The sequence below is a fragment of the Bradyrhizobium icense genome, from assembly GCF_001693385.1.
GTDB classification, from domain to species: Bacteria; Pseudomonadota; Alphaproteobacteria; order Rhizobiales; family Xanthobacteraceae; genus Bradyrhizobium; species Bradyrhizobium icense.
The window spans coordinates 5780043-5804739 of record NZ_CP016428.1 but is presented as its reverse complement, the minus strand read 5'-3'; the positions used below and the strand labels follow the sequence as shown (position 1 = coordinate 5804739).

General features: G+C 62.0%; 27 protein-coding genes and 1 riboswitch. Of the genes, 24 read left to right on the top strand and 3 right to left on the bottom strand.

What is annotated here, in order from left to right:
* The first annotated feature begins 1 nt into the window (after position 1).
* Positions 2-733, top strand: a complete 732-nt coding sequence (cobI, locus tag LMTR13_RS27120) for a precorrin-2 C(20)-methyltransferase (RefSeq protein ID WP_065730448.1) — start codon at positions 2-4, stop codon at positions 731-733.
* Positions 730-1464: a precorrin-3B C(17)-methyltransferase gene (cobJ, locus tag LMTR13_RS27115; protein ID WP_065730447.1), complete on the top strand. Its 735-nt coding sequence runs from the start codon at positions 730-732 to the stop codon at positions 1462-1464. Before cobI ends, cobJ begins: the two co-directional genes overlap by 4 nt.
* On the opposite strand, the gene LMTR13_RS27110 is transcribed toward cobJ, so the two are convergent.
* Complete coding sequence (locus tag LMTR13_RS27110; RefSeq protein WP_065730446.1) at positions 1440-2189, bottom strand: cobalt-precorrin-6A reductase; 750 nt, start codon at positions 2187-2189, stop codon at positions 1440-1442. The genes cobJ and LMTR13_RS27110 overlap by 25 nt on opposite strands.
* On the opposite strand from LMTR13_RS27110, the gene LMTR13_RS27105 reads away from it, so the two are divergent.
* The 8 genes from LMTR13_RS27105 (at position 2188) to cobT (ending at position 9442) form a co-directional block, all read left to right on the top strand.
* Positions 2188-3369 (top strand): bifunctional cobalt-precorrin-7 (C(5))-methyltransferase/cobalt-precorrin-6B (C(15))-methyltransferase, encoded by a 1182-nt coding sequence (locus tag LMTR13_RS27105; RefSeq protein WP_065730445.1) that lies wholly within the window; start codon positions 2188-2190, stop codon positions 3367-3369. The genes LMTR13_RS27110 and LMTR13_RS27105 overlap by 2 nt on opposite strands.
* Positions 3366-3734 carry a cobalamin biosynthesis protein gene (locus LMTR13_RS27100; protein ID WP_065730444.1) on the top strand — a complete coding sequence of 123 codons (369 nt, stop codon included), beginning with the start codon at positions 3366-3368 and terminating at the stop codon, positions 3732-3734. Before LMTR13_RS27105 ends, LMTR13_RS27100 begins: the two co-directional genes overlap by 4 nt.
* A complete protein-coding gene (gene cobM / locus LMTR13_RS27095) occupies positions 3731-4513 on the top strand; it encodes a precorrin-4 C(11)-methyltransferase (RefSeq protein WP_065730443.1) in 783 nt (260 codons plus the stop codon). Before LMTR13_RS27100 ends, cobM begins: the two co-directional genes overlap by 4 nt.
* Positions 4513-5826, top strand: coding sequence for a cobyrinate a,c-diamide synthase (locus tag LMTR13_RS27090; RefSeq protein WP_065730442.1), 1314 nt, complete (start codon positions 4513-4515; stop codon positions 5824-5826). The genes cobM and LMTR13_RS27090 overlap by 1 nt, the downstream gene beginning before the upstream one ends.
* On the top strand, positions 5823-6551 hold the full coding sequence (gene cobA, locus LMTR13_RS27085; RefSeq protein WP_065730441.1) for a uroporphyrinogen-III C-methyltransferase: 729 nt from the start codon (positions 5823-5825) through the stop codon (positions 6549-6551). The genes LMTR13_RS27090 and cobA overlap by 4 nt, the downstream gene beginning before the upstream one ends.
* A 51-nt stretch (positions 6552-6602) precedes the next feature.
* Positions 6603-6821, top strand: a riboswitch (cobalamin riboswitch).
* Between the two features lie 38 nt (positions 6822-6859).
* The gene (locus tag LMTR13_RS27080; RefSeq protein WP_065730440.1) at positions 6860-7537 is read left to right on the top strand and encodes an energy-coupling factor ABC transporter permease; all 678 of its coding nucleotides are present in this window, start codon (positions 6860-6862) and stop codon (positions 7535-7537) included.
* 49 nt (positions 7538-7586) lie between these two features.
* Positions 7587-8333, top strand: coding sequence for a precorrin-6A synthase (deacetylating) (gene cobF / locus LMTR13_RS27075; RefSeq protein ID WP_065730439.1), 747 nt, complete (start codon positions 7587-7589; stop codon positions 8331-8333).
* Positions 8334-8386: 53 nt separating this feature from the next.
* Positions 8387-9442 (top strand): nicotinate-nucleotide--dimethylbenzimidazole phosphoribosyltransferase, encoded by a 1056-nt coding sequence (gene cobT, locus LMTR13_RS27070; protein ID WP_065730438.1) that lies wholly within the window; start codon positions 8387-8389, stop codon positions 9440-9442.
* Here cobT and LMTR13_RS27065 read toward each other — a convergent pair.
* Entirely contained in the window at positions 9437-10012 is a 576-nt protein-coding gene (locus LMTR13_RS27065; RefSeq protein ID WP_065733006.1) for a histidine phosphatase family protein, read from the bottom strand. The two genes, cobT and LMTR13_RS27065, sit on opposite strands and share 6 nt — an antisense overlap.
* A gap of 1458 nt (positions 10013-11470) precedes the next feature.
* On the opposite strand from LMTR13_RS27065, the gene LMTR13_RS27060 reads away from it, so the two are divergent.
* Together LMTR13_RS27060 and LMTR13_RS42965 are read left to right on the top strand one after the other, a co-directional pair.
* On the top strand, positions 11471-12439 hold the full coding sequence (locus LMTR13_RS27060) for a hypothetical protein (protein WP_065730437.1): 969 nt from the start codon (positions 11471-11473) through the stop codon (positions 12437-12439).
* Between the two features lie 323 nt (positions 12440-12762).
* The gene (locus LMTR13_RS42965; RefSeq protein ID WP_236843504.1) at positions 12763-12900 is read left to right on the top strand and encodes a GNAT family N-acetyltransferase; all 138 of its coding nucleotides are present in this window, start codon (positions 12763-12765) and stop codon (positions 12898-12900) included.
* Between the two features lie 131 nt (positions 12901-13031).
* Here LMTR13_RS42965 and LMTR13_RS41980 read toward each other — a convergent pair whose 3' ends face one another.
* Positions 13032-13217 (bottom strand): hypothetical protein, encoded by a 186-nt coding sequence (locus LMTR13_RS41980; RefSeq protein ID WP_065730436.1) that lies wholly within the window; start codon positions 13215-13217, stop codon positions 13032-13034.
* 266 nt (positions 13218-13483) lie between these two features.
* Here LMTR13_RS41980 and LMTR13_RS27050 point away from each other — a divergent pair, with 266 nt between their 5' ends.
* The 12 genes from LMTR13_RS27050 to hypF all read left to right on the top strand — a co-directional run bounded on the left by LMTR13_RS27050 (position 13484) and on the right by hypF (position 24697).
* Positions 13484-14575: a hydrogenase small subunit gene (locus LMTR13_RS27050; RefSeq protein ID WP_065730435.1), complete on the top strand. Its 1092-nt coding sequence runs from the start codon at positions 13484-13486 to the stop codon at positions 14573-14575.
* Positions 14576-14596: 21 nt separating this feature from the next.
* Positions 14597-16387: a nickel-dependent hydrogenase large subunit gene (locus LMTR13_RS27045; RefSeq protein WP_065730434.1), complete on the top strand. Its 1791-nt coding sequence runs from the start codon at positions 14597-14599 to the stop codon at positions 16385-16387.
* Between the two features lie 11 nt (positions 16388-16398).
* Entirely contained in the window at positions 16399-17130 is a 732-nt protein-coding gene (cybH, locus tag LMTR13_RS27040; protein WP_065730433.1) for a Ni/Fe-hydrogenase, b-type cytochrome subunit, read from the top strand.
* Positions 17131-17142: 12 nt separating this feature from the next.
* Positions 17143-17727, top strand: coding sequence for a HyaD/HybD family hydrogenase maturation endopeptidase (locus LMTR13_RS27035; RefSeq protein WP_065733005.1), 585 nt, complete (start codon positions 17143-17145; stop codon positions 17725-17727).
* Positions 17728-17743: 16 nt separating this feature from the next.
* Positions 17744-18034: a HypC/HybG/HupF family hydrogenase formation chaperone gene (locus LMTR13_RS27030; RefSeq protein WP_065730432.1), complete on the top strand. Its 291-nt coding sequence runs from the start codon at positions 17744-17746 to the stop codon at positions 18032-18034.
* Between the two features lie 470 nt (positions 18035-18504).
* A complete protein-coding gene (locus LMTR13_RS27025) occupies positions 18505-19323 on the top strand; it encodes a hydrogenase expression/formation protein (protein WP_236843161.1) in 819 nt (272 codons plus the stop codon).
* Positions 19320-19535: a rubredoxin gene (locus tag LMTR13_RS27020; protein WP_065730430.1), complete on the top strand. Its 216-nt coding sequence runs from the start codon at positions 19320-19322 to the stop codon at positions 19533-19535. The genes LMTR13_RS27025 and LMTR13_RS27020 overlap by 4 nt, the downstream gene beginning before the upstream one ends.
* Entirely contained in the window at positions 19525-20058 is a 534-nt protein-coding gene (gene hybE, locus LMTR13_RS27015; RefSeq protein ID WP_065730429.1) for a [NiFe]-hydrogenase assembly chaperone HybE, read from the top strand. The genes LMTR13_RS27020 and hybE overlap by 11 nt, the downstream gene beginning before the upstream one ends.
* Positions 20055-21152, top strand: coding sequence for a nickel-dependent hydrogenase large subunit (locus LMTR13_RS27010; RefSeq protein ID WP_065730428.1), 1098 nt, complete (start codon positions 20055-20057; stop codon positions 21150-21152). Before hybE ends, LMTR13_RS27010 begins: the two co-directional genes overlap by 4 nt.
* Positions 21145-21486, top strand: coding sequence for a hydrogenase maturation nickel metallochaperone HypA (gene hypA, locus LMTR13_RS27005; protein ID WP_065730427.1), 342 nt, complete (start codon positions 21145-21147; stop codon positions 21484-21486). Before LMTR13_RS27010 ends, hypA begins: the two co-directional genes overlap by 8 nt.
* Positions 21486-22445, top strand: coding sequence for a hydrogenase nickel incorporation protein HypB (gene hypB / locus LMTR13_RS27000; RefSeq protein WP_065730426.1), 960 nt, complete (start codon positions 21486-21488; stop codon positions 22443-22445). The genes hypA and hypB overlap by 1 nt, the downstream gene beginning before the upstream one ends.
* On the top strand, positions 22442-24697 hold the full coding sequence (gene hypF, locus LMTR13_RS26995) for a carbamoyltransferase HypF (RefSeq protein WP_065730425.1): 2256 nt from the start codon (positions 22442-22444) through the stop codon (positions 24695-24697). The genes hypB and hypF overlap by 4 nt, the downstream gene beginning before the upstream one ends.

Sequence of the window (24697 nt, the reverse complement as noted above, 5' to 3'; positions counted from 1 at the left end):
CATGGGGCGCATCATCTGTTGCGGCCTCGGGCCAGGAAATCCGGACCTGATGAGCGTGCGCGCCGATCGTGAGGTCCGTGCGGCCAAGCACGTTGCCTATTTCCGGAAGAAGGGACGGCCCGGCCAGGCGCGCCGCATCGTCGATGGACTACTGGCAAAGGACGTCTGCGAATATCCGATGGAGTATCCGGTCACGACGGAGATCGCCTTCGACAGTCCGGGATATATTCGCCTCCTTGCAGGCTTCTACGACGAGTGGGCGGAGCGTCTTGCGCGGCTTGCTCGCGCAGTCGACATCGTCGTTCTCTGCGAGGGCGATCCCTACTTTTACGGCTCCTTCATGCATCTCCGTGCGCGTCTGCAGGGCCACGTCGAGATCGAGGTGATCGCCGGCGTTCCCGGCATGGCCGGCTGCTGGAATTCGGTCGGCCTGCCGATCGCCCTCGGCGACGATGTGATGACGGTGCTGATGGGTACGCTGCCGGAACACGAGCTCGAGCAACGCGCGCGCAATTCCGACGCGCTCGTCATCATGAAGACCGGGCGCAATCTGAAGAAGGTGCGCCGCGCGCTTGCCACCGCCGGCCGCCTTGGCGAGGCATGGCTGATCGAACGCGGGACCATGCCAGGCGAGCGGGTCGCGCGGCTGAACGACGTGGACGAGACCGAGTGTCCCTATTTCGCGATCGTGCTTGTGCATGGGCAGGGACGCCGGATGGAGGCTGCCGAATGAGCGGCATATTGACCATCGCGGGACTTGGGCCGGGCGATCAGGCGCTAGTCACGCCGGAAGTCTCCGCCGCGCTCGCCGCCGCGACCGACGTCGTGGGCTATGCGCCCTATGTCGGGCGGGTGCAACCGCGTGAAGGACTGACGCTGCATCCATCAGACAATCGCATGGAGTTGCAGCGCGCAGGCGATGCCTTGCAGCTGGCGTCGGAAGGACGGCGCGTTGTCATGGTTTCTTCCGGCGACCCGGGTGTTTTCGCCATGGCAGCGGCTGTGTTCGAAGCACTTGAAGTCTCGCCTCAATGGCAGGGGCTTGCAATCCGCGTTATGCCTGGCGTGACTGCAATGCTGGCAGCGGCCGCGCGCGCCGGCGCGCCGCTCGGCCACGATTTTTGCGCGATCAATCTCTCCGATAATCTGAAGCCGTGGCCGATGATCGAGAAACGCTTGCGGCTTGCCTCCGAAGCCGACTTTGCGATCGCGATGTACAATCCGCGCTCAGTGAGCCGGCCCGAGGGTTTTGGACGCGCGCTCTCGGTTCTGAAGGAAGCAGGTTGCGGCGAACGCCTCGTGATCTTCGCCCATGCGGTCAGCACGCCCGCGGAGCGAATTGAAACGGTGCTGCTGCGCGAGGCGCGGCCGGAGATGGCCGACATGCGAACCCTTGTCATCGTCGGCAATTCGGCAACGCGCCGCGTCGGTCGCTGGGTCTATGCACCGAGGCATGCGCGATGACCGAGCCATTGCATGACCTCCGCCACGCTTTCGACCCGCGGCCTGTCAGGCAATTCGGGCCGCTTGAGCATCACGACGGAAAGGCCGAGCTCGCGCGCGGCGTCGATCTTGGCGCGCGCGCCCGCTCCACCGGAGTTGCGGGCAACGACCCATTCGATGCCGCGCGTGCGCATCATCTCCAATTCGCCGGCGAGGGTGAATGGTCCGCGCGACACGATGACATCGACGTCCGGAAACGGCAGTGGTCCGTCGGGAGGATCGACAAACCGCAAAATGTAGGCGTGCTGCGGCCTGGCGCTGAAAGCTGCGATGTGCTGCCGTCCGATCGCAAGAAATACCCGCGCGCGATTGTTCGGCAACACTGCGGCAGCAGAGGTGATATCCGCGGCCTCGATCCAAGTGTCCCCGGCCTCTTTTGCCCAGGGCGCGCGCTCGAGCGCAATCAGCGGTGTTCCGGTCGTCTCGCACGCTGCAACCGCATTGCGGCTCATCTCGGCCGCGAAGGGATGGGTTGCATCGACAAGATGCGTTATTCCCTCGCGCCGAATGAACTCGGCAAGGCCGTTCACGCCGCCGAAGCCACCGATGCGGGTCGGCAGCGGCTGGTTCGCGGGGGCGCGGGTGCGACCTCCATAGGAATAGATCGCATCACACCCCGCGCGCGCGACAGCGTCCGCGAGCAGATTGGCATCGCTTGTTCCGCCCAGAATGAGGGCGCGCATCATGCATGATCCCTGGCTGACCATTATCGGCATTGGCGAAGATGGACTTGCCGGGCTCTCGGATGCAAGCCGAAAGGCGCTTGCGGAAGCCGAGACGGTGTTTGGCGGCGAACGGCATCTTGCGCTGGCAGGGATTGCCGACCGCGGCCGTCGCTGGCCGGCGCCGTTCGAGACAGATTGCGTGCTGGCCTGCCGCGGCCGTCCGACGGTGGTGCTCGCCTCGGGCGATCCGTTCTGGTACGGCGTAGGAGCCAGTCTCGCGGAACGGCTCAGCAAGAGCGAATGGATTGCGCATCCCGCGCCGTCGACATTCTCGTTCGCCGCGGCGCGGCTCGGATGGCGGCTCGAATCTGTCGTCTGTCTTGGTCTCCACGCGGCGCCATTCGAACGCCTGATGCCGCATCTGACACGTGGAGCGCGCATCATTTGTCTCGTGCGCGACGACAAGGCGCCCGGCGATCTGGCCAAATGGTTGACGGCGCGCGGATGGGGCGAGTCACGGCTGTGGACGCTCACCGCGCTCGGTGGTGCCCGCGAATCCGTGGCGCAACAACGCGCCGAGAGCTACGCGGCCGACGCGATCGCGGCTCCCGTGGCAGTTGCACTCGAAGCCACGGGACCGGACGGCGTTCCTCGCAGCTCCGGTTTTTCGGACGCGCTCTTCGTGCATGATGGCCAGATAACCAAGCGGCCAATGCGCGCGCTCGCGCTTTCGGCGCTGGCGCCGAGGCCCGGGGCAAGATTGTGGGACATTGGCGCCGGTTCAGGTTCAATCTCGGTGGAATGGGCTTTCTGCGGTGGCACGGCGATCGCCATCGAAGCGCGGGCTGATCGCGTGGCGAATATTCACAGCAACGCCGCGACCTTCGGTCTGACGCATCGGATCGTCATCATTGAGGGAACAGCGCCTGATATCCTCTCAGGCCTTCAGACAGCGCAAGCCGTCTTCATCGGCGGAGGGCTCGACGCCAGGATGTTCGATGCGGTCTGGTCGCGCATTGAGCCGAGAACCCGGGTGGTTGCGCATGCCGTCACGCTGGAGACCGAGGCGCTACTATCGGACCTTCATCAACGCCACGGTGGCGAGTTGATGCGAATCGAGATTGCGCATGCAGGACACCTCGGCCGCTACCGGTCCTGGGAAGCGGCGCGGCCGGTCGTGCAATGGAGTGCACTCAAGTGAAGGCCGCAGGCTTTGGATTCAAGCATGACGTCACACTGGCTGCGTTGCGCGAAGCTCTCGCCGACGCGGGCGGCCCTGAAGATCTCGCTGCAGTTGCAACGGTCAGCGACAAGGCCGAAACCGCCGCGCTCAAATTGCTAGCGCGCGAACTCAACGTGCCGATCAAGCCTGTTTCGGCCGATGTTCTGGCCGGCATTGCCACGCCCACACAGTCCGAACTGATCAAGGCGAAGTTCGGTACGGGCTCCATCGCCGAAGCCGCGGCGCTTGCGGTCGCCGGCCGTGGTGCTCGCCTCGTTTCGACGCGGGCCGTCTCGCAAGATCGGACGGCGACCGCAGCGATCGCGGAAGGAGACGGCGAATGACGGTGCATTTCATCGGCGCCGGACCGGGCGCGGCCGACCTGCTCACCTTGCGCGGACGCGATCTCATCGCTGCCTGTCCGGTCTGCCTCTATGCCGGCTCTCTCGTGCCCGAGGGCGTTCTTGCGCATTGCCCAAGGGATGCACGGATCGTGAACACCGCGCCGCTGTCGCTCGACGACATCATGTCGGAGATCGTCGCCGCGCATCGTGAGGGCAAGGACGTCGCACGGCTGCATTCCGGAGATCTCTCGATCTGGTCGGCGATGGGCGAGCAATTGCGCCGCCTGCGCGCGCTTCAAATCTCCTATTCAATCACGCCCGGCGTGCCGGCCTTTTCCGCCGCCGCGGCAGCACTCGAGGCCGAGCTCACGCTGCCGGGTCTTGTGCAATCGGTCGTGCTGACGCGGATGCCGGGCAGGGCGAGCGCGATGCCCGAAGGCGAGAAGCTCGCCACCTTCGCCGCGACCGGTGCGGTGCTCGCCATCCATCTCTCGATCCATCTCCTTTCCAGGGTGATTGATGAGCTGACGCCGCACTACGGAGGAGACTGCCCGGTCGCAATAGTCTGGCGCGCAAGCTGGCCGGATCAGCTCATCATCCGCGCCACGCTCGGTACCCTGGACTCTGCTGTAAGCACCGAGCTCGAGCGCACGGCCGTTATTCTGGTTGGACGCACACTAGGTTCGGAAGATTTCGGAGAGAGCCGCCTGTATGCCGTCGACTATGACCGCCGCTATCGGCCGCTCGGGCCGACGCCGCGCTTTCCGGAAGGCTCGTGATGACGGCGAGCCTCGTCATCTCCGCGCCGGCGTCCGGTGTCGGCAAGACGACGCTGACGCTGGCGTTGGCGCGCGCCTATCGCGATCGCGGGCTGAAGGTCCAGTGCTTCAAGAGCGGGCCGGATTATATCGATCCCGCCTTTCATGCGGCCGCCACGGGGCGCACCTCTGTCAACATCGATAGCTGGGCCATGCAACGCGAGGCGATCGAAGCGCTCGCCTCGCGCGGGGCGAATGCGGACCTCGTTCTGGCCGAAGGCTCGATGGGCCTGTTCGACGGCGTTGCCGCACGGGGCGTCTCGGGGACCGGCGCTACCTCCGATATCGCCGAGATGATGGGCTGGCCGGTGCTGCTTGTGATCGATCCCTCCGGACAGGCGCAAACCGCCGCGGCGGTGGCTGCGGGACTGCGCGATTTCCGCGCGGGCGTGTGTCTTGCCGGCGTCGTTCTCAACCGCGTCGCCAGCACGCGACACGAGGACCTGGTGCGCCGTGCCATGGCAGGAGCCGGCATTCTGGTGTTCGGGACGTTGCCCCGCCACGCCGCGATCACCTTGCCGACGCGGCATCTTGGCCTGGTACAGGCTGAGGAGCAGGGCGAGGTCGAAGGCCTGATCGCGGAAGCCGCCCGCTTCGTCGCCGAGCATGTCGATCTCGATGCAGTGCTGCAATCCGCGGCATGTGCCCGGACGGCGCCATGCGCCGCGCACGGCCCAAGCGTCAAGCCACCCGGCCAACGCATCGCTCTGGCGCGCGACGGCGCATTCTCGTTCGTCTATCCGCACATGCTGGAGGCCTGGCGTGCCGCCGGAGCCGAGATCACGACGTTCTCGCCGCTCGCCGACGAGGGTCCTGATGACAGTGCCGACGTCTGCTGGCTGCCCGGCGGCTATCCGGAATTGCACGCCGGCCAACTCGCGGCAAATCGCCGATTTCGCCGTGCGCTAAAATCCTTTGCAGAGACACGGCCGGTACATGGCGAGTGTGGCGGCTACATGCTGCTTGGCACCGCCTTAACTGACGCCAATGGCACACACCATGAGATGACGGGACTGCTCGGCCTGCATACGAGTTTTGCCCAACGTCGCATGCATCTGGGCTATCGGCTTGCGGAACTCGCGCTGCCGATGCCCGGATATCAGGCCGGCGCGCTCCTGCGCGGCCATGAATTCCATTACTCCACCATCGTCTCGCAGCCCGATACACCTTTGGCTATCGTGCGCGACGCGACTGGCGCGGTCGTTGCGGAGACGGGCTCGCGGCGAGGCTACGCCACCGGCACGTTCTTCCACCTCATTGCGGAGAACATGTGAGCGGCTTTGTTTCCTTTGTCTCGGCCGGCCCAGGCGATCCCGAGCTCCTGACGCTCAAGGCGGCTGCGCGTCTGCGCGCCGCTGATGTCGTGCTGTATGACGACCTTGCCTCGGGCGCGATCCTCGATTACGCCCGAGCCGGGGCCAATCTGGTAGCGGTTGGCAAGCGTGTGGGCCGGCCCTCAGCCAAACAGGAGCACGTCAACCGGCTGCTCATCGACTACGCTGCCGCAGGCGCCCGCGTTGTTCGTTTGAAATCGGGAGACGCCGGCATCTTCGGCCGGCTTGAAGAAGAGATCGAGGCGCTGCAAACTGCGGGCATCGACTACGAGATCATACCAGGCGTCACCTCGGCCTGCGTTGCGGCAGCGCGCGCCGGCATTCCACTCACCCGCCGGCACACCTCGCGCCGCGTCCAGTTCGTGACCGGCGCAGATGTCACCGGGCGTTTGCCCGCGGATCTTAATTGGGCGGCACTGGCCGATCCGGAATCGACGACCGTGGTCTATATGGGCAAGCGCACATTCCCGGCGCTCGCGGCAAAGCTGATCGAGCACGGCATGGCTCCCGACACGCCGGCGCTATTTGCGGAGTCTCTGGGCCGCGCTGAGGAGCGGATTGTCCGCACCACGATTGCAAAGCTTGCAGAGCAGCTCGCGCAAGCCAGCGCCGCAACGACGGCGGCGGTCATTCTTTTCGGCGCGTTGGCGGGAGAGACTCTGTGATGATGCCGTCGCCCGATCTTGCGTGCCCCTTGACGTCTCCTCGTCGGAAGGAGCACACAGAGCAGGCATGGTGCTCGAAGCGGCGCAAAGCGCCGGAGCATAATCGGGAACGGGGAAGGGCGGACCTGAATGCGGCGCCCAAAGCCGCGGCCGCCCCCGCGCCTGTAAGCGGTGATGGGCTCCGAACCGCCACTGGGCCGTCAAGCTTGGGAAGGCCGGGATCCGTTTCGAACCGCGAGCCAGGAGACCGGCCCTGTAGTTTTTTATCACCAGCGCCGTCGGGTGTGACGGCAGAAGGGACGTAAGTCATGCATATTGAACCAGGTATCGTTACGGGCGCCAAGCTCGTGCTGAGTTACGCGACCGGTGCCGTTGCCGCCGGCTGCGCTCTCAAGCTCACGGTCGAAACCGTGCGCGAGCAGGGGATTGTTTCATTCGCGGTGCGCACCGTCGCAACAACGGCTCTGGTCTTCTCGTTCTTCGAACTCCTGCCGCATTTCCGGATCGGGGTCTCGGAGGTGCATTTCATTCTCGGCTCGACGCTGTTTCTCCTGTTCGGTGCAGCGCCAGCCGCGTTCGGGCTGGCGCTTGGTCTTCTGCTGCAGGGGCTGTTCTTCGTACCGACCGACCTGCCGCAATATGGTATGAACGTGACCACGCTGCTGGTGCCTTTGTTTGCGATCCAGGCGCTGGCCGGGTGGATCATTCCTCGCAACACCGCCTATGTTGACCTGCAGTATCGCCAGGCGCTTGCGCTTTCGACCGCCTATCAATCCGGCATCGTGGCGTGGGTCGCCTTCTGGGCGCTGTATGGTGCGGGCTTTGCGGCCGAGAACCTCGCCTCCATCGCGTCTTTCGCCGCTTCCTACGCGCTCGTCGTAGTATTTGAGTCGCTGGCCGATCTGGCCGTGCTGGCACTGGCGAAATCACTGCGAGGTGTGACGGCCGATGGTCTTGTTACCTATCGCCTTCACAACGCAGCCTGAAGATGGCGTAAGGGCGGTCGCAAGCGCGGCCGCCCCCACTCATAACGTGATGCTGACACTCTCCCTGATAGGCATTGGCTGCGGCGATCCCGAGCAGCTCACGCTTGCTGCGATCCGCGCGATCAATGCGGCTGACCTGGTGCTGATTCCGCGCAAAGGTGCCGCGAAGTCCGATCTCGCCGACCTGCGCCGGCTCATTTGTGCGCAAGCCTTGACGAACAGCCACACGCGCGTTGCTGAGTTCGACCTGCCCGTTCGCGACACCGCGCAGGAGCACTACCGCAAGGGAGTGGAGGAATGGCACGACGCCGTCGCCCTGACCTGGTCCCGGGCAATTGCGGCGCATATCGGTCATGACGGGCGCGTTGCCCTGCTGATCTGGGGCGATCCTTCGCTATACGACTCGAGCCTGCGGATCGCACGAAGGCTTGATCCGTTGCCAACGATCGAGGTCGTGCCAGGCGTCACGTCGATCCAGGCACTTTGCGCCGTGCATTCACTGCCGCTGAACGACATCGGGGAGCTCTTTCTCGTCACCACCGGACGGCGGCTGCGCGAGGTCGGTTGGCCCTCCGGCACCGACACCGTGGTCGTCATGCTCGATGGCGGTGCCGCGTTCCAGTCGCTCGACCCGAACGGACTACATATCTGGTGGGGCGCCTATCTCGGGATGCCCGAGCAGATCACCATGTCAGGTGCGCTTGCAGAAGTGGGGCCAGGCATCGTCGCCGCACGACAGGAAGCACGCGCCAGGAACGGCTGGATCATGGATAGCTACATCCTCAAGCGCGTGTAGTAGCACTTGTGCGAAGGCCGCTGCACCTTGAACAATCACCAAGGCAGGACGACATGCTACCCGAGTGGGTCTACCAGGAGTGCCCGGGCGTTTCGACCGTCCATCGCGATGTTGCCCTGGCCCGTCAGGCCGAGCTCACCAAGCCGACCGGTGCGCTGGGTCGCCTCGAGCACCTCGCGATCGAGCTGGCCGGTCTGCAACAAACCGACCGGCCTCGAGCCGAGCGCGTGCCGATCATCGTCTTTGCAGGGGATCACGGCATCGCCGCCCAGGGAGTATCGGCCTATCCTCAGGAAGTTACGAGCGCGATGATGTCGAATTTCGCGTCAGGCGGTGCAGCAATTTCGGTTCTCGCGCGCGAACTGAGCTTAAGTCTGGAGATCGTCGACGCCGGGACGCTCGCCGAGCAGCCCATCCCGGGAGTCGCGACAGACAAGCCGCGCCGGGGCAGCCGGGATTTCAGCAGGGAAGCGGCGCTCGAGTTGGGGGAGGTCGCCTTCGCCTTCGACTGCGGCAAGCGCGCCGTCGCGCGCGCGGCCTCAGCAGAGCCAGATCTTCTAATCCTTGGTGACATGGGGATTGGCAACACCACGACTTCTGCGGCAGTCGCCGCCGCCCTACTTGGCGTGGGCGCCGAGCAGGTGGCCGGCAATGGCACCGGGATCGATGCAGACGGCCGAGCGCGCAAGGCGCGCCTGATTGATGCAGCGTTAGCTCGTCATGACCTTACAAGACCAGGAACTTCTGCCGAGCGGATCCTGTGCGCGGTAGGCGGTCTCGAAACTGCCGCGATTACGGGCGCGATCATCGCCGCCGCACAGCGTCGCCTCCCGACCCTGATCGACGGTTTCATCGTGTCCGTCGCGGCATTGACGGCGGTGCATCTTAATCCGTCGTGTCGGCCCTTTCTCTTATCCTCACATCAATCGGCCGAGCAGGGGCACCGCCTGGTTCTTGAGGCGCTGAATGTGCAGCCGTTGTTCAATCTGGACCTCAGGTTAGGGGAGGGGTCGGGCGCCGCGCTTGCATTGCCGATCCTGCGGCTTGCATGCGCTCTGCACAACGGCATGGCGACCTTCACGCAAGCCAGCGTTCCGAATCGCTCATAACGCGACATTCTGATTGACCGACACAATCCGCCAATCATTCCGTAGCCGATCAATTCGGGTGATCGACAGAGGATCGATTACGAAGCGCAACGCTGCTTGCGGTGCGATGTCGAGGGCTATGCAGAGCGCGGCGCGAATAGTGCCGGAATGCACGACGAGCGTTGCTGGACCAGCAGCTATTTTACGAAGTCCATCCCGAACCCTCGCAATTTGATCTTCGAAGCTCTCGCCGCCGGGTGGGCTTGAACGAGCGGGATCCTTCCAGAACTCGGCGTACCCTTCTTCTCCGAGAGCGGCGAGATCGTCGTGACGTCGGCCGGTCCAATCCCCGAATTCCTGCTCCCGAAACTCAGGCACCAGGATTGGATCAAGCTGGAATGCGCGCGCAGTATCGAGAGTTCGTTGAGACGGACTCGCATAGCTTGCGGCGTCCTGCGGCAAGCGCCTTCGCACGGCCTCCAAATGCGCCCGATCGCTGAGATCGGCCGGAGCGCCCGAAGGGGAGATCGTTCCTTCGATAGAATCGACGACCGCATGCCGGACCAACCAAAGAATGGCTTCCCCTTCCATCCCCATATCTCCGAGATGCTTATCAATGCGAGAAACATCTTGAACATTCGCCCGCGGAGGCTCTACCGCGACCAAGGACTGATATCACAGCCGGAGCAAAATGCGTATCTCAACACCTCCCGGCGCCGCCGCCGTGCATGGAAGGTGCGTTGTTGCCTCGCGTCAGGCCAGTTTCTCATGACCGCGCTCGTGCCTTCTCTCGTTAACGCGACGGCGAGGGACGCCGGCGCTGAAGTGCAACTCGTTGCGAGCGTGGCGATCGTCTACTCGACCATGCCGACGCCGCTGGTGCCCGATCCCGACGCCATGTTCAGGAGAACGCGGAAGCTACGCTGTCCGCGGAGGAGGACAGCTCATGATCGCATCCTGAGAGTAGTTCTAAGCTTCGGATGCTCGCTTGCCATCGGCCTCTGTTCTGGAATCGACATCGGCCGCCCGCGGATGGGATGCTTTGCAGGCTTAACGGCTCGACCGCCGGCGACCTATTACGATACCACTGGCTGGTATGATCGGGCCAACAGCGAGAATAACCATAAGCTGGTGCGATGTGTAGCAGCGTCGCTTCTCCCAGGCTGACTTCCCGCTCGGCCACGAAATGGGGCAACTGAGCTCGTCGAGAGACGACCATCGCCATTCGATGCTCCGTGTTGTCGTGTTCGGCGTGTCCGGTTGAAGACGCATATGTCCGGAAACCGACGCTGAGGCGCAAGTATTCTGTCGCCGCGGCGCGAAGCACATGGTTTTCACTCTTCAAGCAAGGCTCGCACAACGTGCTTGGTGGCACGTCGATTGCTGGGACACGGTAAAGGATCCGCGCGATCATGCCGCTCTCCCAGTCATTGGCGCAGGAGGTAAATGAAACTTACTCGATTGATCCAAATCAGCGCTAGAGACGCCGCACTGAGTGCCGTCAGGTTTCGCAACGCACGAAAATATTCGCGGTGGCCGCGACACCTGCCTGTCCTCGACAATCTGCAGTCATCCCGTGCGTCTCGCCGGGCGCATCGCGACGTGCGATCTGATCTGGGCCGAGTAGTGGGAGGCGAATGCAACTCGGGCGCAGTATCGCTGCTATTTTTCTCCGACAATGTGCTTGAGCGGGTCGCGTACAACGATAGCATGATAACAGACAAGCGAACCGATCTGCTCGAAAAACACGACTACTTGCCGGCCGCAAGATACGGGTCAAGTGCAGAAATGCAGGCTGTCTTTCGATGAAATCGGGGCGCGCTCGCCTATGGTCGCTAGTTTATCCTTTTCCACTCCGGAGCCGCCGCCCTATCGGGCGAAGCAGATATTTTCTCATCTGACCGATAGCATTGATCGCGGGCAGCGAAAACGCCCGCTTGGGCTTGTCAGCAATTTTGTCGTAGATCAGCTTCCGCACTCCATTGCCGAGATCAAAGGCAGTAAACGCCAGATGAAGGGGTCAAGGCTCTTGGACGCAGCATCAACGCGATGATTGCATCGACTGACTATGAGGTACAGCTGCTGAATCTGCCGCAGCCCGACTTCTCGATCGCTAAGACAGACATCCACTATCTCGTCAACTGTGCTTATCAGATGTCAGCGTTTGCCGGTCTTCATCCCGTGGAAGCGGAGTTGACGGTGGGAGAGGAGCTGAGCCGTCTTGCTCGCTTAAGTTGTCATCGGCAGCCTAGCATTGAGGTCCTCTCGTATGAAGATATGATTCTTGCGAACCCGGTGCAGAGCGATCCACGCGTATATTGCCTCGGCGCGGCTGGGGTCGAAGAGCGAGATTTTTGCTTGGGTCACCAACTCATCGAGAGCGAGCTACAGCTAGCAATCGACGCTCTACTTGAATTGCGTGACGCGGCTGGCGCGGACGCTCGTGAATGTCTTGCGGTATGCTTGGAGCACCTTGAGTCAGCAAATTATGTTCTGACGCGCTTTTATGAACATATGTCGCCTGACCTATTTGGCCAATTTCGTGTGTTTTACGGAAAAAAACCTTACAAGAACAGGCTTGGCCCGAGCGGTCGGTTCTCTGCCCGCATCGTGGCGGTCTCGGTGCTACTGGTCGGTGAAGAACTCTTCCAACAGAAGCCGCAATTTTATAGGGATGTATATCGGCTGTCCGAATACTATCCGCAGGGATTCATACACGAGGTGTTCCGCTGGTTGTCGCCGGACAATAGAAGCGCGGAGCTCACGCCAACTTGGCTAGAAGGGAAAGCGGACTTTCCCAGGTCTGCAACCATTTCGCCCGTCATGGAACGCCATGGCAATGGAATCGGAAAGCTGCGCGCGTCTTGTGTTTATGCGCTGGATCAGTTTACCCGGATGCACCGTATTACTGCTTTAAAACATACGGTTGAACCGGGTCGTCCAATTATCGGAGTTGAGGCGTCGGAAAGTATTGAGGTTGTTCTTTCACAGCGGCTATTAACGGCGGCGCGTCCGTAAGCTGACGGTATGCGCCAGACGTGCGGCGTCCGACACCGGTCGAAGGGTGATGTTCGATGTCTCCATGACGAGGTGATCTTTCGTAGGTTTGAGTCTGGGGATACTGATGATGTATGGCATATGCATAGAAGCGCATCGGAGAATGTTGGTGTGCGTGGCCCGGAAGGAACGTGGGAGGATGATTTACGCAACATTGGCGAAGTATACATCGGAGAAGTATACATCGCGTCAGGCGGAGACTTCGTGGTTGCGCATATTGGTTCCCGACTCTTTGCCATGGAGGATTGAAACCTGTTGACGGCGATGTCGCAGCGCTGAAGCGGATGCGGGTCGATCCCGCCTTTCAACGACGAGGGCTCGGGAAGATTCTTCGTGAATTGGAATCGCGAGCCGGGGCTCTCGGATTCAAGCGCATAATTCTCGACACGACAAAGATCCAAGTAGGGACTCAGGCTTCATGAGACGGCTGGCTACGTTCGCCGCAAGGAAGGGATATTGCACGGATATGCAGTGATCTTCTACGATAAGCGGCTCACCGGCCGGGATGACCCACCTCACATGATAGACGACATTGTGACGTGGATAATCCAGTCTAGTCCTGAGGGACCAGCTTCGTGAAAAGCTGAAGGAGGTGGAGGCACTGGATTTCGACGCGCAACGACCAAGAGAAGTGCGGCGTCGCGGAAACGCGGAAGGTGAGCTCGACAAGTAAAGACGTGGCGATGCCCGCATCGAGGTGATGTTTAGCTATCAGAGTGTCGAACAAAGGCTTGGTCATGCAGACGCTGCGACCAGAATATCGCGTGTTCGTTCGGCCCTGCGTGATGTGTACGGTGGATTGATCGCAAAGTCACCGAGCCATAGCCGGCAGCTTACTTGCCGCTTTCTGATTGAATGCGTTCCGTTTCCCCGGCTCTCATCGCCCTTGCGCTTCGAGTCTGGAAACGGCTTGGTATCTCTCAAGCGTTTCACGTGTGGTGTTGGCCTGCTTCTTGCTACCCGAGCGTCAGCAAGTCGTCGATAACAGATCTCGTGGAAGAGTTTATGGGCGGGACAACGGAAACGTTTTACGGCGTCATCAGACGTCAGGGTATCACGCGTCGCAGTTTCCACAAATTCTGCAGTTTGACGGCAACGAGCCTCGGGCTCGGTCCGCTCGCGGCAAGCCAGATTGCCAACGCGCTGGAGACAAAGCCGCGTGTGCCCGTGATCTGGATGCACGGGCTCGAATGCACCTGTTGTTCGGAAAGCTTTATCCGCTCGGCCCATCCGCTGGTCAAAGACGTGGTGCTGTCGATGATCTCGCTGGATTATGACGCCCCAATCATGGCGGCGGCAGGACACCAGGCCGAAGCCATCCTCGAGGAGACCCGCGCCAAGTACAAGGACCAGTATGTGCTTGCCGTTGAAGGCAATCCGCCGCTGAACGAAGGCGGCATGTTCTGCATTGATGGCGGCAAACCGTTCGTCGAAAAGCTCAGGGCGATGGCGGAAGATTCCATGGCGATCATTGCTTGGGGTACTTGTGCGTCCTGGGGTTGCGTGCAGGCGGCCAAGCCCAACCCGACTCAGGCGACGCCGATCGATAAAGTGATCACGAACAAACCGATCATCAAGGTGCCCGGCTGCCCGCCCATCGCAGAGGTCATGACAGCCTTGGTGACCTTCATCACCACGTTCGGAAAGCTTCCCGAGCTCGACCGCCAAGGGCGTCCAAAGATGTTCTATTCCCAGCGCATCCACGACAAGTGCTATCGGCGTCCCCATTTCGACGCCGGCCAGTTTGTCGAGGGGTGGGACGACGAGTCCGCGCGCAAGGGCTATTGCCTCTACAAGATGGGCTGCAAGGGACCGACCACCTACAACGCCTGCTCGGCCGTTCGGTGGAACGGCGGCGTTTCCTTCCCGATCCAATCCGGCCACGGCTGCTTCGGCTGCTCCGAAGATGGCTTTTGGGACAAGGGCTCGTTTTACGATCGACTGACGACCATCAAGCAATTCGGCATCGAGGCCAACGCCGATCAGATCGGCATGGCCGCTGCTGGCGCGGTCGGCCTAGCCGTTGCCGCCCACGCGGCGGTCACTGCCGCGAAGCGGCTGACCCGTAAACCGGGCCGCATAGTCCAGGAAAAATAATTAATTCAGGGAAGGACAACGATGGGCGCCCAGACACCCAATGGGTTCAAGCTCGACAATTCCGGCAAACGCATTGTCGTCGATCCGCTGACCCGGGTCGAAGGCCACCTCCGCGTCGAGGTCAATCTCGATTCCGACAATGTGATCCGCAACGCGGTCTCATCCGGAACTATGTGGCGCGGCATCGAGACGATCCTGCGTGGACGCGATCCTCGCGATGCCTGGGCGTTCACCGAGCGGATTTGCGGCGTCTGCACCGGCGCACATGCGCTCACCTCGGTGCGCGCGGTGGAGAACGCGCTGGGCATCACCATTCCAGAGAATGCTAATTCGATCCGCAATATCATGCAGCTCTGCCTGCAGGTGCACGATCATCTTGTGCACTTCTATCACCTGCACGCGCTGGATTGGGTCGACGTGATTTCCGCCCTCAAGGCCGATCCCAAGGCGACCTCTGCGTTGGCGCAATCGGTCTCGTCCTGGCCGCTATCGTCGCCAGGCTATTTCAAGCATCTGCAGATCAGGCTCACCAAGTTCGTTGAATCAGGGCAGCTCGGCCCGTTTAAGAATGCCTATTGGGGGCATCCGGCCTACAAGCTTCCGCCGGAAGCGAACCTGATGGCCTTGGCGCATTATCTGGAAGCGCTAGACTTCCAGAAGGACGTCGTCAAGATCCACGCCATCTATGGCGGCAAGAACCCGCATCCGAATTGGCTGGTTGGTGGCGTGGCCTGTGCCATCAATGTCGATGGTACCGGTGCAGTGGGCGCCATCAATATGGAGCGACTGAACCTGGTATCCTCGATCATTGACCGTTCGATCGAATTCGTCGAGCAGGTTTATCTGCCCGACGTTGCCGTGATTGGCTCCTTCTACAAAGACTGGCTCTATGGCGGCGGTCTCTCGGGTAAGAGCATAATGTCCTATGGCGACATTCCCGAGAACGCCAATGATTATTCCGCAAAAAACCTCAAGCAGCCACGCGGCGTGATCCTCAATGGCAATTTCAGCGAAGTCCTGCCGATCGATCACGGCGATCCCGATCAGATCCAGGAGTTCGTCGCCCATTCCTGGTACAAATATCCCGATGAAACCAGGGGGCTGCATCCCTGGGGTGGTATCACCGAGCCGAATTTCCAGCTGGGGCCCAACGTCAAGGGCACCAGGACCCACATCAAGGAGCTCGACGAAGGCGGCAAATATTCCTGGATCAAGGCGCCTCGCTGGCGCGGCAACGCCGTCGAGGTGGGACCGCTGGCGCGATACATCATAGGTCACGCGCAAGGCAAAGCGGAGTTCAAGGAACCGGCCGAGAAGCTGCTGAAGACACTCGATCTACCCTTCGCTGCACTCTTCTCGACGCTCGGCCGCACTGCGGCGCGTGCGCTCGAATGCCAATGGGCCGCGCACCAGATGCGCTATTTCCAGGACAAGCTTATGGCGCATATCAAAGCGGGCGACACCGCTACCGCCAACGTCGATAAATGGAAGCCGGAGAGCTGGCCGAAGGAAGCCAAGGGCTACGGTTTCACCGAGGCGCCGCGTGGTGCGCTCGGGCACTGGATCAAGATAAAGGACACCAAGATCGACAACTACCAATGCGTGGTGCCGACGACATGGAACGGCTCGCCGCGTGATCCAAAGGGCAATATCGGTGCATTTGAGGCCTCGCTAATGGATACGCCGATCGCTGATCCGGAGAAGCCGCTGGAAATCCTGCGCACGATCCATTCCTTTGATCCATGCCTGGCCTGCTCGACCCATGTGATGGGCCCGGATGCCCAGGAAATGGCAACGGTCAAGGTCCGCTAGGGGAGGGGGCATTGTTGGACAAATCTCCGCAAGCGCTAACCGCCGCTGTCGCGGCCGACGCGGTACGCTCCGGCCGCAGCGCCGAGCGTGGCGTCGTCTACGTCTACGAGGCGCCGGTGCGGCTGTGGCATTGGATCAACGCCGCGGCAATCCTGGTGTTAGGCCTCACCGGTTATTTCATCGACAGTGCGATACCGACCATGCCGGGAGAGACAAGCGCCAATTTCCTGTTCGGCTATATCCGTTTTGCGCATTTCTTCGCAGGCTATGTGCTCACGCTCGGCTTCCTCTCGCGCATTTACTGGGCGTTCATGGGCAACCCCCATGCTAAGCAGATTTTCTACGTGCCGTTCTGGCGCAAGAGCTATTGGCGCGAGGTGTGGCACGAGATTCGCTGGTACGCTTTCGTTGCGGTCGAGCCGAAGAAATATGTCGGGCACAATCCGCTGGCCCAGCTCGCGATGTTCTTCATGTTTACGCAGGCGATCGCGTTCATGATCGTCACCGGCTTTGCACTGTATGCGCAGGGAACCGGCAACGATAGCTGGCAGTACAAGCTGTTCGGCTGGGTGTTTTCGATTTGGCCGAACAGCCAGGACGTCCACACCTGGCATCATCTCGGCCTGTGGATGATCGTGACGTTTGCGCTCATCCACATCTATACGGCGGTTCGCGAAGACATCGTGTCGCGCCAGAGCATCGTCTCCTCGATCATTTCTGGCGAGCGCGATTTCCGCGATTGATTGACGATGCAGATGCCAACTCCGAAGAACACGAAACGGATCCTGGTGCTTGGCATCGGCAATATCCTGTGGGCCGATGAGGGGTTCGGCGTGCGGGTGGTGGAGCAGTTCCACCGCCGCTACGCCGTCCCTGACCATGTAACCATGCTGGACGGCGGCACGCAGGGACTCTACCTCGTCAATTTTCTCGAGGAGGCCGATAGCCTGATCGCGTTCGATGCCATCGATTATGGACTCGCGCCCGGGCACTTGAAGCTCGTGCGAGACGAGGAGGTGCCGAAATTCACCGGCGCCAAGAAGGTGAGCCTGCATCAGACCGGTTTCCAGGAGGTCTTAAGTGCGGCCGACCTGCTTGGCTGCTGTCCGCGAGAGCTCGCTCTAATCGGCTGTCAGCCACTTGATCTGGAGGATTGGGGCGGGCCGCTGACCGCTCCGGTGCGCACTCAGATTGCGCCTGCGATTGAACTGGCTTGCGAACTGCTGGCGCAATGGGGTTCTCCGGCAAAACTGCGGACCGCGCCGCTACCGGAGTCGGAGCTTCTGCTCGCGAACGATATCGACCATGCAAAGTATGAGAGGAGGACGCGGCCGATCTAGCGGCTCGCGGATTACCATGTGCCTTGGCTTGCCAATGACGATTATTGAGACCGACGGCATGTCGGCGCTGTGCGAATATGCCAATAAACAGCGGCGCGTCTCAGTCATGCTGCTCTCCGAGCCGCCGGTCGGTGCCAACGTGCTTGTCCATATCGATACCGCGGTGCGGCTCTTGGATGACGACGAAGCGCGGCTGATCGCGGACGCGCTCGAGGGCCTTAATGCGGCCCTCGATGACCACGATTGCGATCGTTTCTTTGCGGACTTGATCGGTCAAGAGCCGCAACTGCCCGAGCACCTGCGCTAGCCCGGTGCCGCCTCCCGGACACTGCCTGCCCATCTTTGCCAATATCAACGGAAGCCAAATTTGCAGCCGAAACGAGCTTCACGCGGAATATGTCGAGCGGGTGCTGATCCGAGCGGGAACGCAATCGCGAAAGAGCAATGATTGGCACGTGCCTTGCTACACCTCATCCAGCAGAACCATGGATTATCTGAGAGGCGGCTGATGGACTTTCAGCCCGAGAAACATGATCTGACGCGGCTCCGTCTATCCGAGGTGGGGACCGCAAGCGTCGCACAAGCGAAAGACACTCGGCATGATCGCCAAGATCCGGGAGAACTCTATCCACCGCATTTCGAAACTCATTGATCGCCCGCGCGCCAATGGCGCGTCCGTGGACATAAGCATCATCCCTCAGTACACCAACGGAACGTCGTATCATGAAACAGTTTTCTGGGTCGCACCCGATAGCGCCGAGAAAATGCGAGCAGCCGATGAGCGTGTTTCCCATCGCCGCGGAAAGTCTCGACGCAGCCCATAGCGGGTTGACGGCTGCGGGTGAGCTCGCGAAGCTCGCTTCGCTCGATGGCATCGAGCTGGCAAGGAACTGTCCGAATGCCATCGCGCTGTTGTCTTCCGTCGGGGCTGCTATTTCCGGCCAGAAGAGCGACCTGCCGACGCAGCTGTTCAGGCTCGGGAATCTCAGCGATCTTGAGCGCAAGCTGATTGCGGACGTGCTTGGGGAGGGCGAGCTCGCCGGGGTCGTTGCGCTGCCGGGTGGCCGCGTGGCGCAAATCCAGGAATCGGTACTTGCGGGAATCTGGCGCGTGCGCATCGAGACCGACGCCGCACACGAATATGTCGAGGTCGGTGCGATCCCGGAGATCGTGCGGCGCGCCGCAACCGACCTGACGTCGAGCGATCTCATGATCGGCGCGGCACCGGAAGGCGCGATGAACGTGCTGCCGGTGCTCGCGGAAATCCGCGAGCGGGCGCTGGCCTGGCGGTCGGGCATGCGCTCGCAGATCATTAACTTCTCCCTGCTGCCGATGAGCGCGGTCGACCAGGCGTTTCTGCAGCAAAGCGTTGGAAACGGGCCGATCCAGCTCATCTCGCGCGGCTACGGGACTTGCCGAGTGCTTGCGACAGGCATCCGGAACGTCTGGTCGGTGCAGTTCTTCAATGCCATGGACACCATCATTCTGGATACGCTGGAGGTCGGCGGCGTGCCAGCAGTTGCGTTGGCCGCCGAGGAGGATTTCTCAGATTCCGCCGAACGCCTGCAAGAAATCATCAAGGCGTACTTCGAATGACGAGCTTCGAGAATTCTGGCGTCAGGAAGGATATCGCAGGCGGCGCGCGCATGGAGTGCGGCATCTGTTGGATCGTCTACGACCCGGCTGATGGGGATGAGGCGACGCAGATTGCAGCGGGAACGCCTTTCGCCGGGTTGCCCGAAAATTGGCGTTGTCCAAATTGCGATGCGCCCAAATCTAAGTTCATGGCGATTGAAGATGACGTCTGACCGCGAACAGCATCCCCGCAGAAGCGTGCACGCCGATGCGTCGGCGTGGGGCGAGATGCTCGCGGCAGCCTATCGGGATATCGCCGATCGCACCATGCGCGACCTGCCGATCTTCAACGAGGCCTTGAGCGTCGAAGCCATCGGCTTTCGCGCGCGCGAGGGCAGGGTCGTCGGCATCATGGTCACGCCCTGGTTCATGAACGTGGTCATATCCATGCGTGACGGCACTTCGCAATCGTCTCCGGGCACGGGATCGAACCTGCGCTTGCGATTTCCGGCCGGCGAGATCGAATTCACCGTCAGTGAGCTGGCGCCCGTGGGCTCGCTCGCGAGCTACTCACTGTTTTCGCCGATGTTTGAGTTCGAGGATATGGCGTCTGCGCGCGCCACCGCCGAAGCAGTGCTCGCGGCGCTGATGTCGCCGGCCAATCGCGCGGCGTCACATGGGCCCGATGCGCCACATATCAGTCCGATCGACCGCCGGCATTTCTTGCGCCGTGTACTGGCGGAGCGGCGCGCATGAGCCTCGCCGTCCGCAACCAGATCGATGTTACCGTATCGCTTGCTGGCGACGCAATTGCGGCGGTCGAGATTCTGCCGCGCGCCCGGCCGCCACTGGCGCGGCTGTTCGCCGGCAAGCCGGTCGCTTCGTTGCTCAACGTGCTGCCGCGAATCTTCTCGTTGTGTGCCGCCGCGCACCAGGTGGCATTCCTGTCCGCGATCGAGGCGGCGCGCGGCGAAAACATCAGCCTTGCGACGCGGCAGCATCGTATCGCCATGGTCGTTGCCGAGCGGCTGGCGGAATTGCTGCGGGGCCTGTTTGTCGGGCATTTCGCGCTGGATACCACCAGCGCCGCAGCGATCCGCGCCCTGATGGAGGGGGTATCGGCACTTCTCAGCAGCGCAGAGCCCGGCTGCGGCCAGGTTCGACGCGAGGCAACAGCGCGGGTTGCGATTGCGCTGGCAGCGCTTGGCATAACGAACGAAGACGGCGCGCCGATGCTCGGTAACCCACTCGCGCTTCGCATCGCGGCTCTCGAGGAAGACGCCTTGAACCCGACGCCGATGCAGCACTCGTTTTTGTCCGTTGCCGACGACCGCGACGTCATTGAAAGGCTGCTCGCGGATGATGCAGGATTTTGCCGTTGCCTCGACCTGGAGGGCCCCGTTCCCGAAACAGGTGCGTGGGCGCGCCAAATGATGCGTGATCAGCTCACGCTAGGCCGGTCGGGGCCGGCCGAGCGGCTGAAGGCGAGGATCGCGGAAATCGTGCGGCTGCACGCTTGGCTCCGCGCCGGTGCTCATGTTGAAACAGCGGAGGATGGGATCGTCGAAAGCTACAGGCTGGGGCCGGGCCTTGGTGCGGCCGCGGTCGAATGCGCGAGGGGACGTCTCTATCACGCGGTTGAGCTTGATCGTCAGGGGCAGATGTCGCGCTTCGAAGTTCTTGCCCCAACCGAGTGGAATTTTCACGCGCGCGGACCGCTTGTCCGCAGCCTGCAAGGCGCGGTGCTGATCGCGAAACCACGGGGACAGCGTGCGGTTCGCGCGATGGTCGCATCCTTCGACCCTTGCGTCGGGTTCACTCTCAATTTTCGCGAAATTGGCGATGCATGAAATGGCGCTTTGTGAGGGCATCGTCGAGATCGTCGAGGAGGAGGCGCGCCGGCGATCGTTTTCCAGGGTAAAGACCGTATGTCTGGAGATCGGGGCGCTGAGCCATGTCGCTCCCGAAGCGATGAAGTTCTGCTTTGCGGCCGTTGCCGCGCGGACCATCGCCGACGGCGCGGTTGTTGAGGTCGTCGAATTGCCTGGCGTCGCCTGGTGCATGGCCTGTTCGAGGAGCGTTGAGATTGCGCAGCGCGATGACCCGTGTCCCTGCTGCGGCAGCTATCAGCTGCAGGTGACTGCGGGCGAAGAGATGCGAGTGAAAGAGCTGGAGGTCGACTGATGTGTACCGTATGTGGCTGTAGCAAAAGAACGCCCTCCATCGAACGCGCCGACGCGCAAAGTGCGCAAAAGCAGGGCCATCACCATGATCATGCGCATGATCAGCACGGCCACCATCATGATCATGTGCCTAGCGGTCAAAACGTGCATGATTCTCACAACCATCACGATGGCCATTATCACCATCATGATCATAGCCATCAGCATGCTAAGGGCGGAGGCGCGCTTGTGGATTGTGGCGCCGACCCGGCCGGCTTGAAGATCGCGGGTATGAGCAGCGAGCGAGCCATTCGGATCGAGCGCGACATCCTTGGCAAGAACAATAGCATCGCCGCCGACAACCGCGCGCGCTTCCTGACCGATGACCTGCTCGTGTTCAATCTTGTTTCTAGTCCGGGCGCGGGCAAAACCTCGCTGCTCGTCCGCGCCGTGTCCGAGCTCAAGGGCAGCCGCCCGGTTGGTGTCATCGAGGGCGACCAGCAGACCTCGAACGATGCCGATCGCATTCGCGCCACCGGCGTGCCCGCAATCCAGATCAATACCGGCAAGGGCTGCCATCTCGATGCTGCGATGATCGGCGAGGCTTATCGGCGCTTGCCGCCGCTCAAGGGCGGTATTCTCTTCATCGAGAATGTCGGGAATCTAGTTTGTCCCGCGGCGTTCGATCTCGGCGAGGCCTGCAAGATCGTGGTGTTCTCGACCGCCGATGGTGAAGACAAGCCGCTCAAATATCCGGATATGTTCGCCGCATCGTCGCTGATGCTGATCAACAAGATTGATCTGGCGCCGGTGATCGAATTCGATCTAGCCCAGACCGTCGAATATGCGAGACGTGTCAATCCGAACATTGAGGTGCTGACGGTTTCGGCGCGTACGGGCGAGGGCTTTGCCGCGCTCTACGCCTGGATCCGGAAGCAGGCTGCGCATCAGAGACGTCCCGTCGGGGACGAATTGCGATGAGCGCGAGCAGCGACGGCATCGCCCGCGGCGGAACGCGGCTGCGGGTGCGCGTCAGTGGCGCCGTGCAGGGTGTCGGCTTTCGTCCGTATATTTATGGTCTCGCTACCCGCTATCGGTTGACCGGGTTCGTCGCCAACGATCCCGATGGCGTGATCATCGAGGTCGAGGGCGACCTTACGTGCGAGTTTGTGGCCGCTTTACCACTCGAAAGGCCTCCATTGGCGCGGATCGACCACATCTCCGTTCAGGAGATTGACGCGCTTTCGACGAAAGACTTTTCGATCCGCGCCAGCGAACACGGGAGGGTGTCGACGCGGATCGTCGCCGATGCCGCGACATGCCAAGAATGTCTCGATGAGCTGTTCGACCCGAACAGCCGCCATTACCTCTATCCCTTCATCAACTGCTCTCATTGCGGCCCGCGCTATACCATCGCCGAACGGCTTCCCTACGATCGCCGCAACACCGCGATGAGCGAGTTTGCGATGTGTGCCGCCTGCGCGGGCGAATATGCCGATCCGGCGAGCCGCAGGTTTCATGCGGAAGCGATTGCGTGTCCGACATGCGGTCCTCGGCTCAGTCATGGGATCAACGACATTGCCGCGGCGATAGCCGCCGGCCAGATCGTCGCGATAAAGGGAGTTGGCGGGTACCAGCTGCTTTGCGACGCTCGCAACCATGACGCCGTGCAGCGTTTGCGCAGGAGGAAGCAGCGCAACCAGAAGCCGTTCGCGGTCATGGTTGGTTCCGCAGAGCAGGTCAGCGAGATTGCGGAGGCGAATGCCGCCGAGCTTCCACTGCTCGAATCTGTCGCCCGCCCGATCGTTCTCCTGCCGTCGCGCAACAATCTAGCGCCGGCGATAGCCCCCGGCCTGTCGCGCGTCGGCGTCATGCTGCCGGTGGCCCCATTGCATCACCTCATCTTCCATGAGCTTCGTTCGACAGGTGCATGGCGTCCGGTCGTTGTGAGCACCAGTGCTAATCCCGGCGGCGAACCGCTCCCGATCGACAACGCGGAGGCGCTGCGGCGGCTCGCGGGCATCGCCGATCTTATTGTGACCCACGATCGCGATATTCTGACGCGCGCCGATGATTCCGTGGTGGCGGTGGTGGCGGGGCGGCGCCAATTCATTCGTCGCGCCCGCGGCTATGTTCCCGAACCGATCCGGCTTGCGAGGTCTGTGCTGCCCGTGCTCGCCGTCGGCGGCGCGCTGAAATCGACCATCACGGTCACGCGGGGCAGTGAGGCCTTCGTCTCCCAGCACATCGGCGATCTCGATACGGCCGAAGGCATCCGCTTTTTCGAGGATACGATCCGGCACCTCACATCGACCCTCGACGTCGATCCTGTCGTCATTGCCCATGATCTGCATCCCAACATCGCGACCACCCGCTTTGCGGAAGCAAGCGGCCGCGCGCTGGTCGCTGTCCAGCATCACCACGCGCACGCTGCCGCCGCCATCGCGGAGCATGGCCTTGCCGGGCCTACGCTCGCCCTTCTGCTCGACGGCTATGGCTATGGCTCCGACGGTGGCAACTGGGGTGGCGAGCTATTGTTGTGCCAAGGCGCCGGGTTTCGACGGATCGGGCATCTCGCGCCCTTGCAAATGCCCGGCGGAGATCGCGCAGCCCGCGAGCCTTGGCGCATGGCGAGCGCAATATTTCACTTGCTGGGGCGGGAAAACGAAATCAGGCTGCGCTTTGCAGCACAGCCGCAGGCCGAGCGTCTGTCGTTATTGCTCGATCAGCCCGGCGTGGCGACCACGACCAGCGCGGGCCGGTTGTTCGACGCCGCGGCGGCGCTGCTGGGGATCGCGACTTTGCAGAGCTATGAGGGCGAAGCCGCGATGAAGCTCGAGGCGCGTGTGCGGCGGACTGCGGTGCTTGAAGCGGGCTGGATGATCGATGGCGACGTGCTGTCCTTTCGCCCGCTGTTTGCGCGTTTGATTGCAGACGACGTCGGCGCCACGGAGGGAGCCGGGCTGTTTCATGGCACGTTCGCCGCTGCCTGCGTTGACTGGGTCGCGCGCGCGGCGCGGACGACTGGCGTTGCCACCGTCGTTCTGAGCGGCGGCTGCTTCCTGAACGCGGTACTCGCGGATGAAATCGAGCGCGGCTGCATTGCGGCCGGCCTCACCCCGCTGCTGCCACGCCAGGTTCCACCCAATGACGGTGGCTTGAGCCTCGGACAAGCCTGGATTGCCGCTCTGCAGATTGCAGAACGGCCGTCAGCCCTGGAAGGAACAGCCTAA

Excerpts from the sequence above, each read along its gene's own strand:
- LMTR13_RS27065 (WP_065733006.1), bottom strand. The coding sequence starts at position 10,012 with ATGGAAGGGGAAGCCATTCTTTGGTTGGTCCGGCATGCGGTCGTCGAT.
- LMTR13_RS27025 (WP_236843161.1), top strand. The coding sequence starts at position 18,505 with ATGAGCGTGTTTCCCATCGCCGCGGAAAGTCTCGACGCAGCCCATAGC.
- cobJ (WP_065730447.1), top strand. The coding sequence starts at position 730 with ATGAGCGGCATATTGACCATCGCGGGACTTGGGCCGGGCGATCAGGCG.
- LMTR13_RS42965 (WP_236843504.1), top strand. The coding sequence starts at position 12,763 with ATGCGGGTCGATCCCGCCTTTCAACGACGAGGGCTCGGGAAGATTCTT.
- hypB (WP_065730426.1), top strand. The coding sequence starts at position 21,486 with ATGTGTACCGTATGTGGCTGTAGCAAAAGAACGCCCTCCATCGAACGC.
- cobF (WP_065730439.1), top strand. The coding sequence starts at position 7,587 with ATGCTGACACTCTCCCTGATAGGCATTGGCTGCGGCGATCCCGAGCAG.
- LMTR13_RS27105 (WP_065730445.1), top strand. The coding sequence starts at position 2,188 with ATGCATGATCCCTGGCTGACCATTATCGGCATTGGCGAAGATGGACTT.
- LMTR13_RS27060 (WP_065730437.1), top strand. The coding sequence starts at position 11,471 with ATGATTGCATCGACTGACTATGAGGTACAGCTGCTGAATCTGCCGCAG.
- LMTR13_RS27080 (WP_065730440.1), top strand. The coding sequence starts at position 6,860 with ATGCATATTGAACCAGGTATCGTTACGGGCGCCAAGCTCGTGCTGAGT.
- hypF (WP_065730425.1), top strand. The coding sequence starts at position 22,442 with ATGAGCGCGAGCAGCGACGGCATCGCCCGCGGCGGAACGCGGCTGCGG.
- LMTR13_RS27050 (WP_065730435.1), top strand. The coding sequence starts at position 13,484 with ATGGGCGGGACAACGGAAACGTTTTACGGCGTCATCAGACGTCAGGGT.
- hypA (WP_065730427.1), top strand. The coding sequence starts at position 21,145 with ATGCATGAAATGGCGCTTTGTGAGGGCATCGTCGAGATCGTCGAGGAG.
- LMTR13_RS27090 (WP_065730442.1), top strand. The coding sequence starts at position 4,513 with ATGACGGCGAGCCTCGTCATCTCCGCGCCGGCGTCCGGTGTCGGCAAG.
- cobI (WP_065730448.1), top strand. The coding sequence starts at position 2 with ATGGGGCGCATCATCTGTTGCGGCCTCGGGCCAGGAAATCCGGACCTG.
- LMTR13_RS27110 (WP_065730446.1), bottom strand. The coding sequence starts at position 2,189 with ATGATGCGCGCCCTCATTCTGGGCGGAACAAGCGATGCCAATCTGCTC.
- hybE (WP_065730429.1), top strand. The coding sequence starts at position 19,525 with ATGACGTCTGACCGCGAACAGCATCCCCGCAGAAGCGTGCACGCCGAT.
- LMTR13_RS27020 (WP_065730430.1), top strand. The coding sequence starts at position 19,320 with ATGACGAGCTTCGAGAATTCTGGCGTCAGGAAGGATATCGCAGGCGGC.
- LMTR13_RS27010 (WP_065730428.1), top strand. The coding sequence starts at position 20,055 with ATGAGCCTCGCCGTCCGCAACCAGATCGATGTTACCGTATCGCTTGCT.
- LMTR13_RS27030 (WP_065730432.1), top strand. The coding sequence starts at position 17,744 with ATGTGCCTTGGCTTGCCAATGACGATTATTGAGACCGACGGCATGTCG.
- LMTR13_RS41980 (WP_065730436.1), bottom strand. The coding sequence starts at position 13,217 with ATGACCAAGCCTTTGTTCGACACTCTGATAGCTAAACATCACCTCGAT.
- cobT (WP_065730438.1), top strand. The coding sequence starts at position 8,387 with ATGCTACCCGAGTGGGTCTACCAGGAGTGCCCGGGCGTTTCGACCGTC.
- LMTR13_RS27045 (WP_065730434.1), top strand. The coding sequence starts at position 14,597 with ATGGGCGCCCAGACACCCAATGGGTTCAAGCTCGACAATTCCGGCAAA.
- LMTR13_RS27035 (WP_065733005.1), top strand. The coding sequence starts at position 17,143 with ATGCCAACTCCGAAGAACACGAAACGGATCCTGGTGCTTGGCATCGGC.
- cobM (WP_065730443.1), top strand. The coding sequence starts at position 3,731 with ATGACGGTGCATTTCATCGGCGCCGGACCGGGCGCGGCCGACCTGCTC.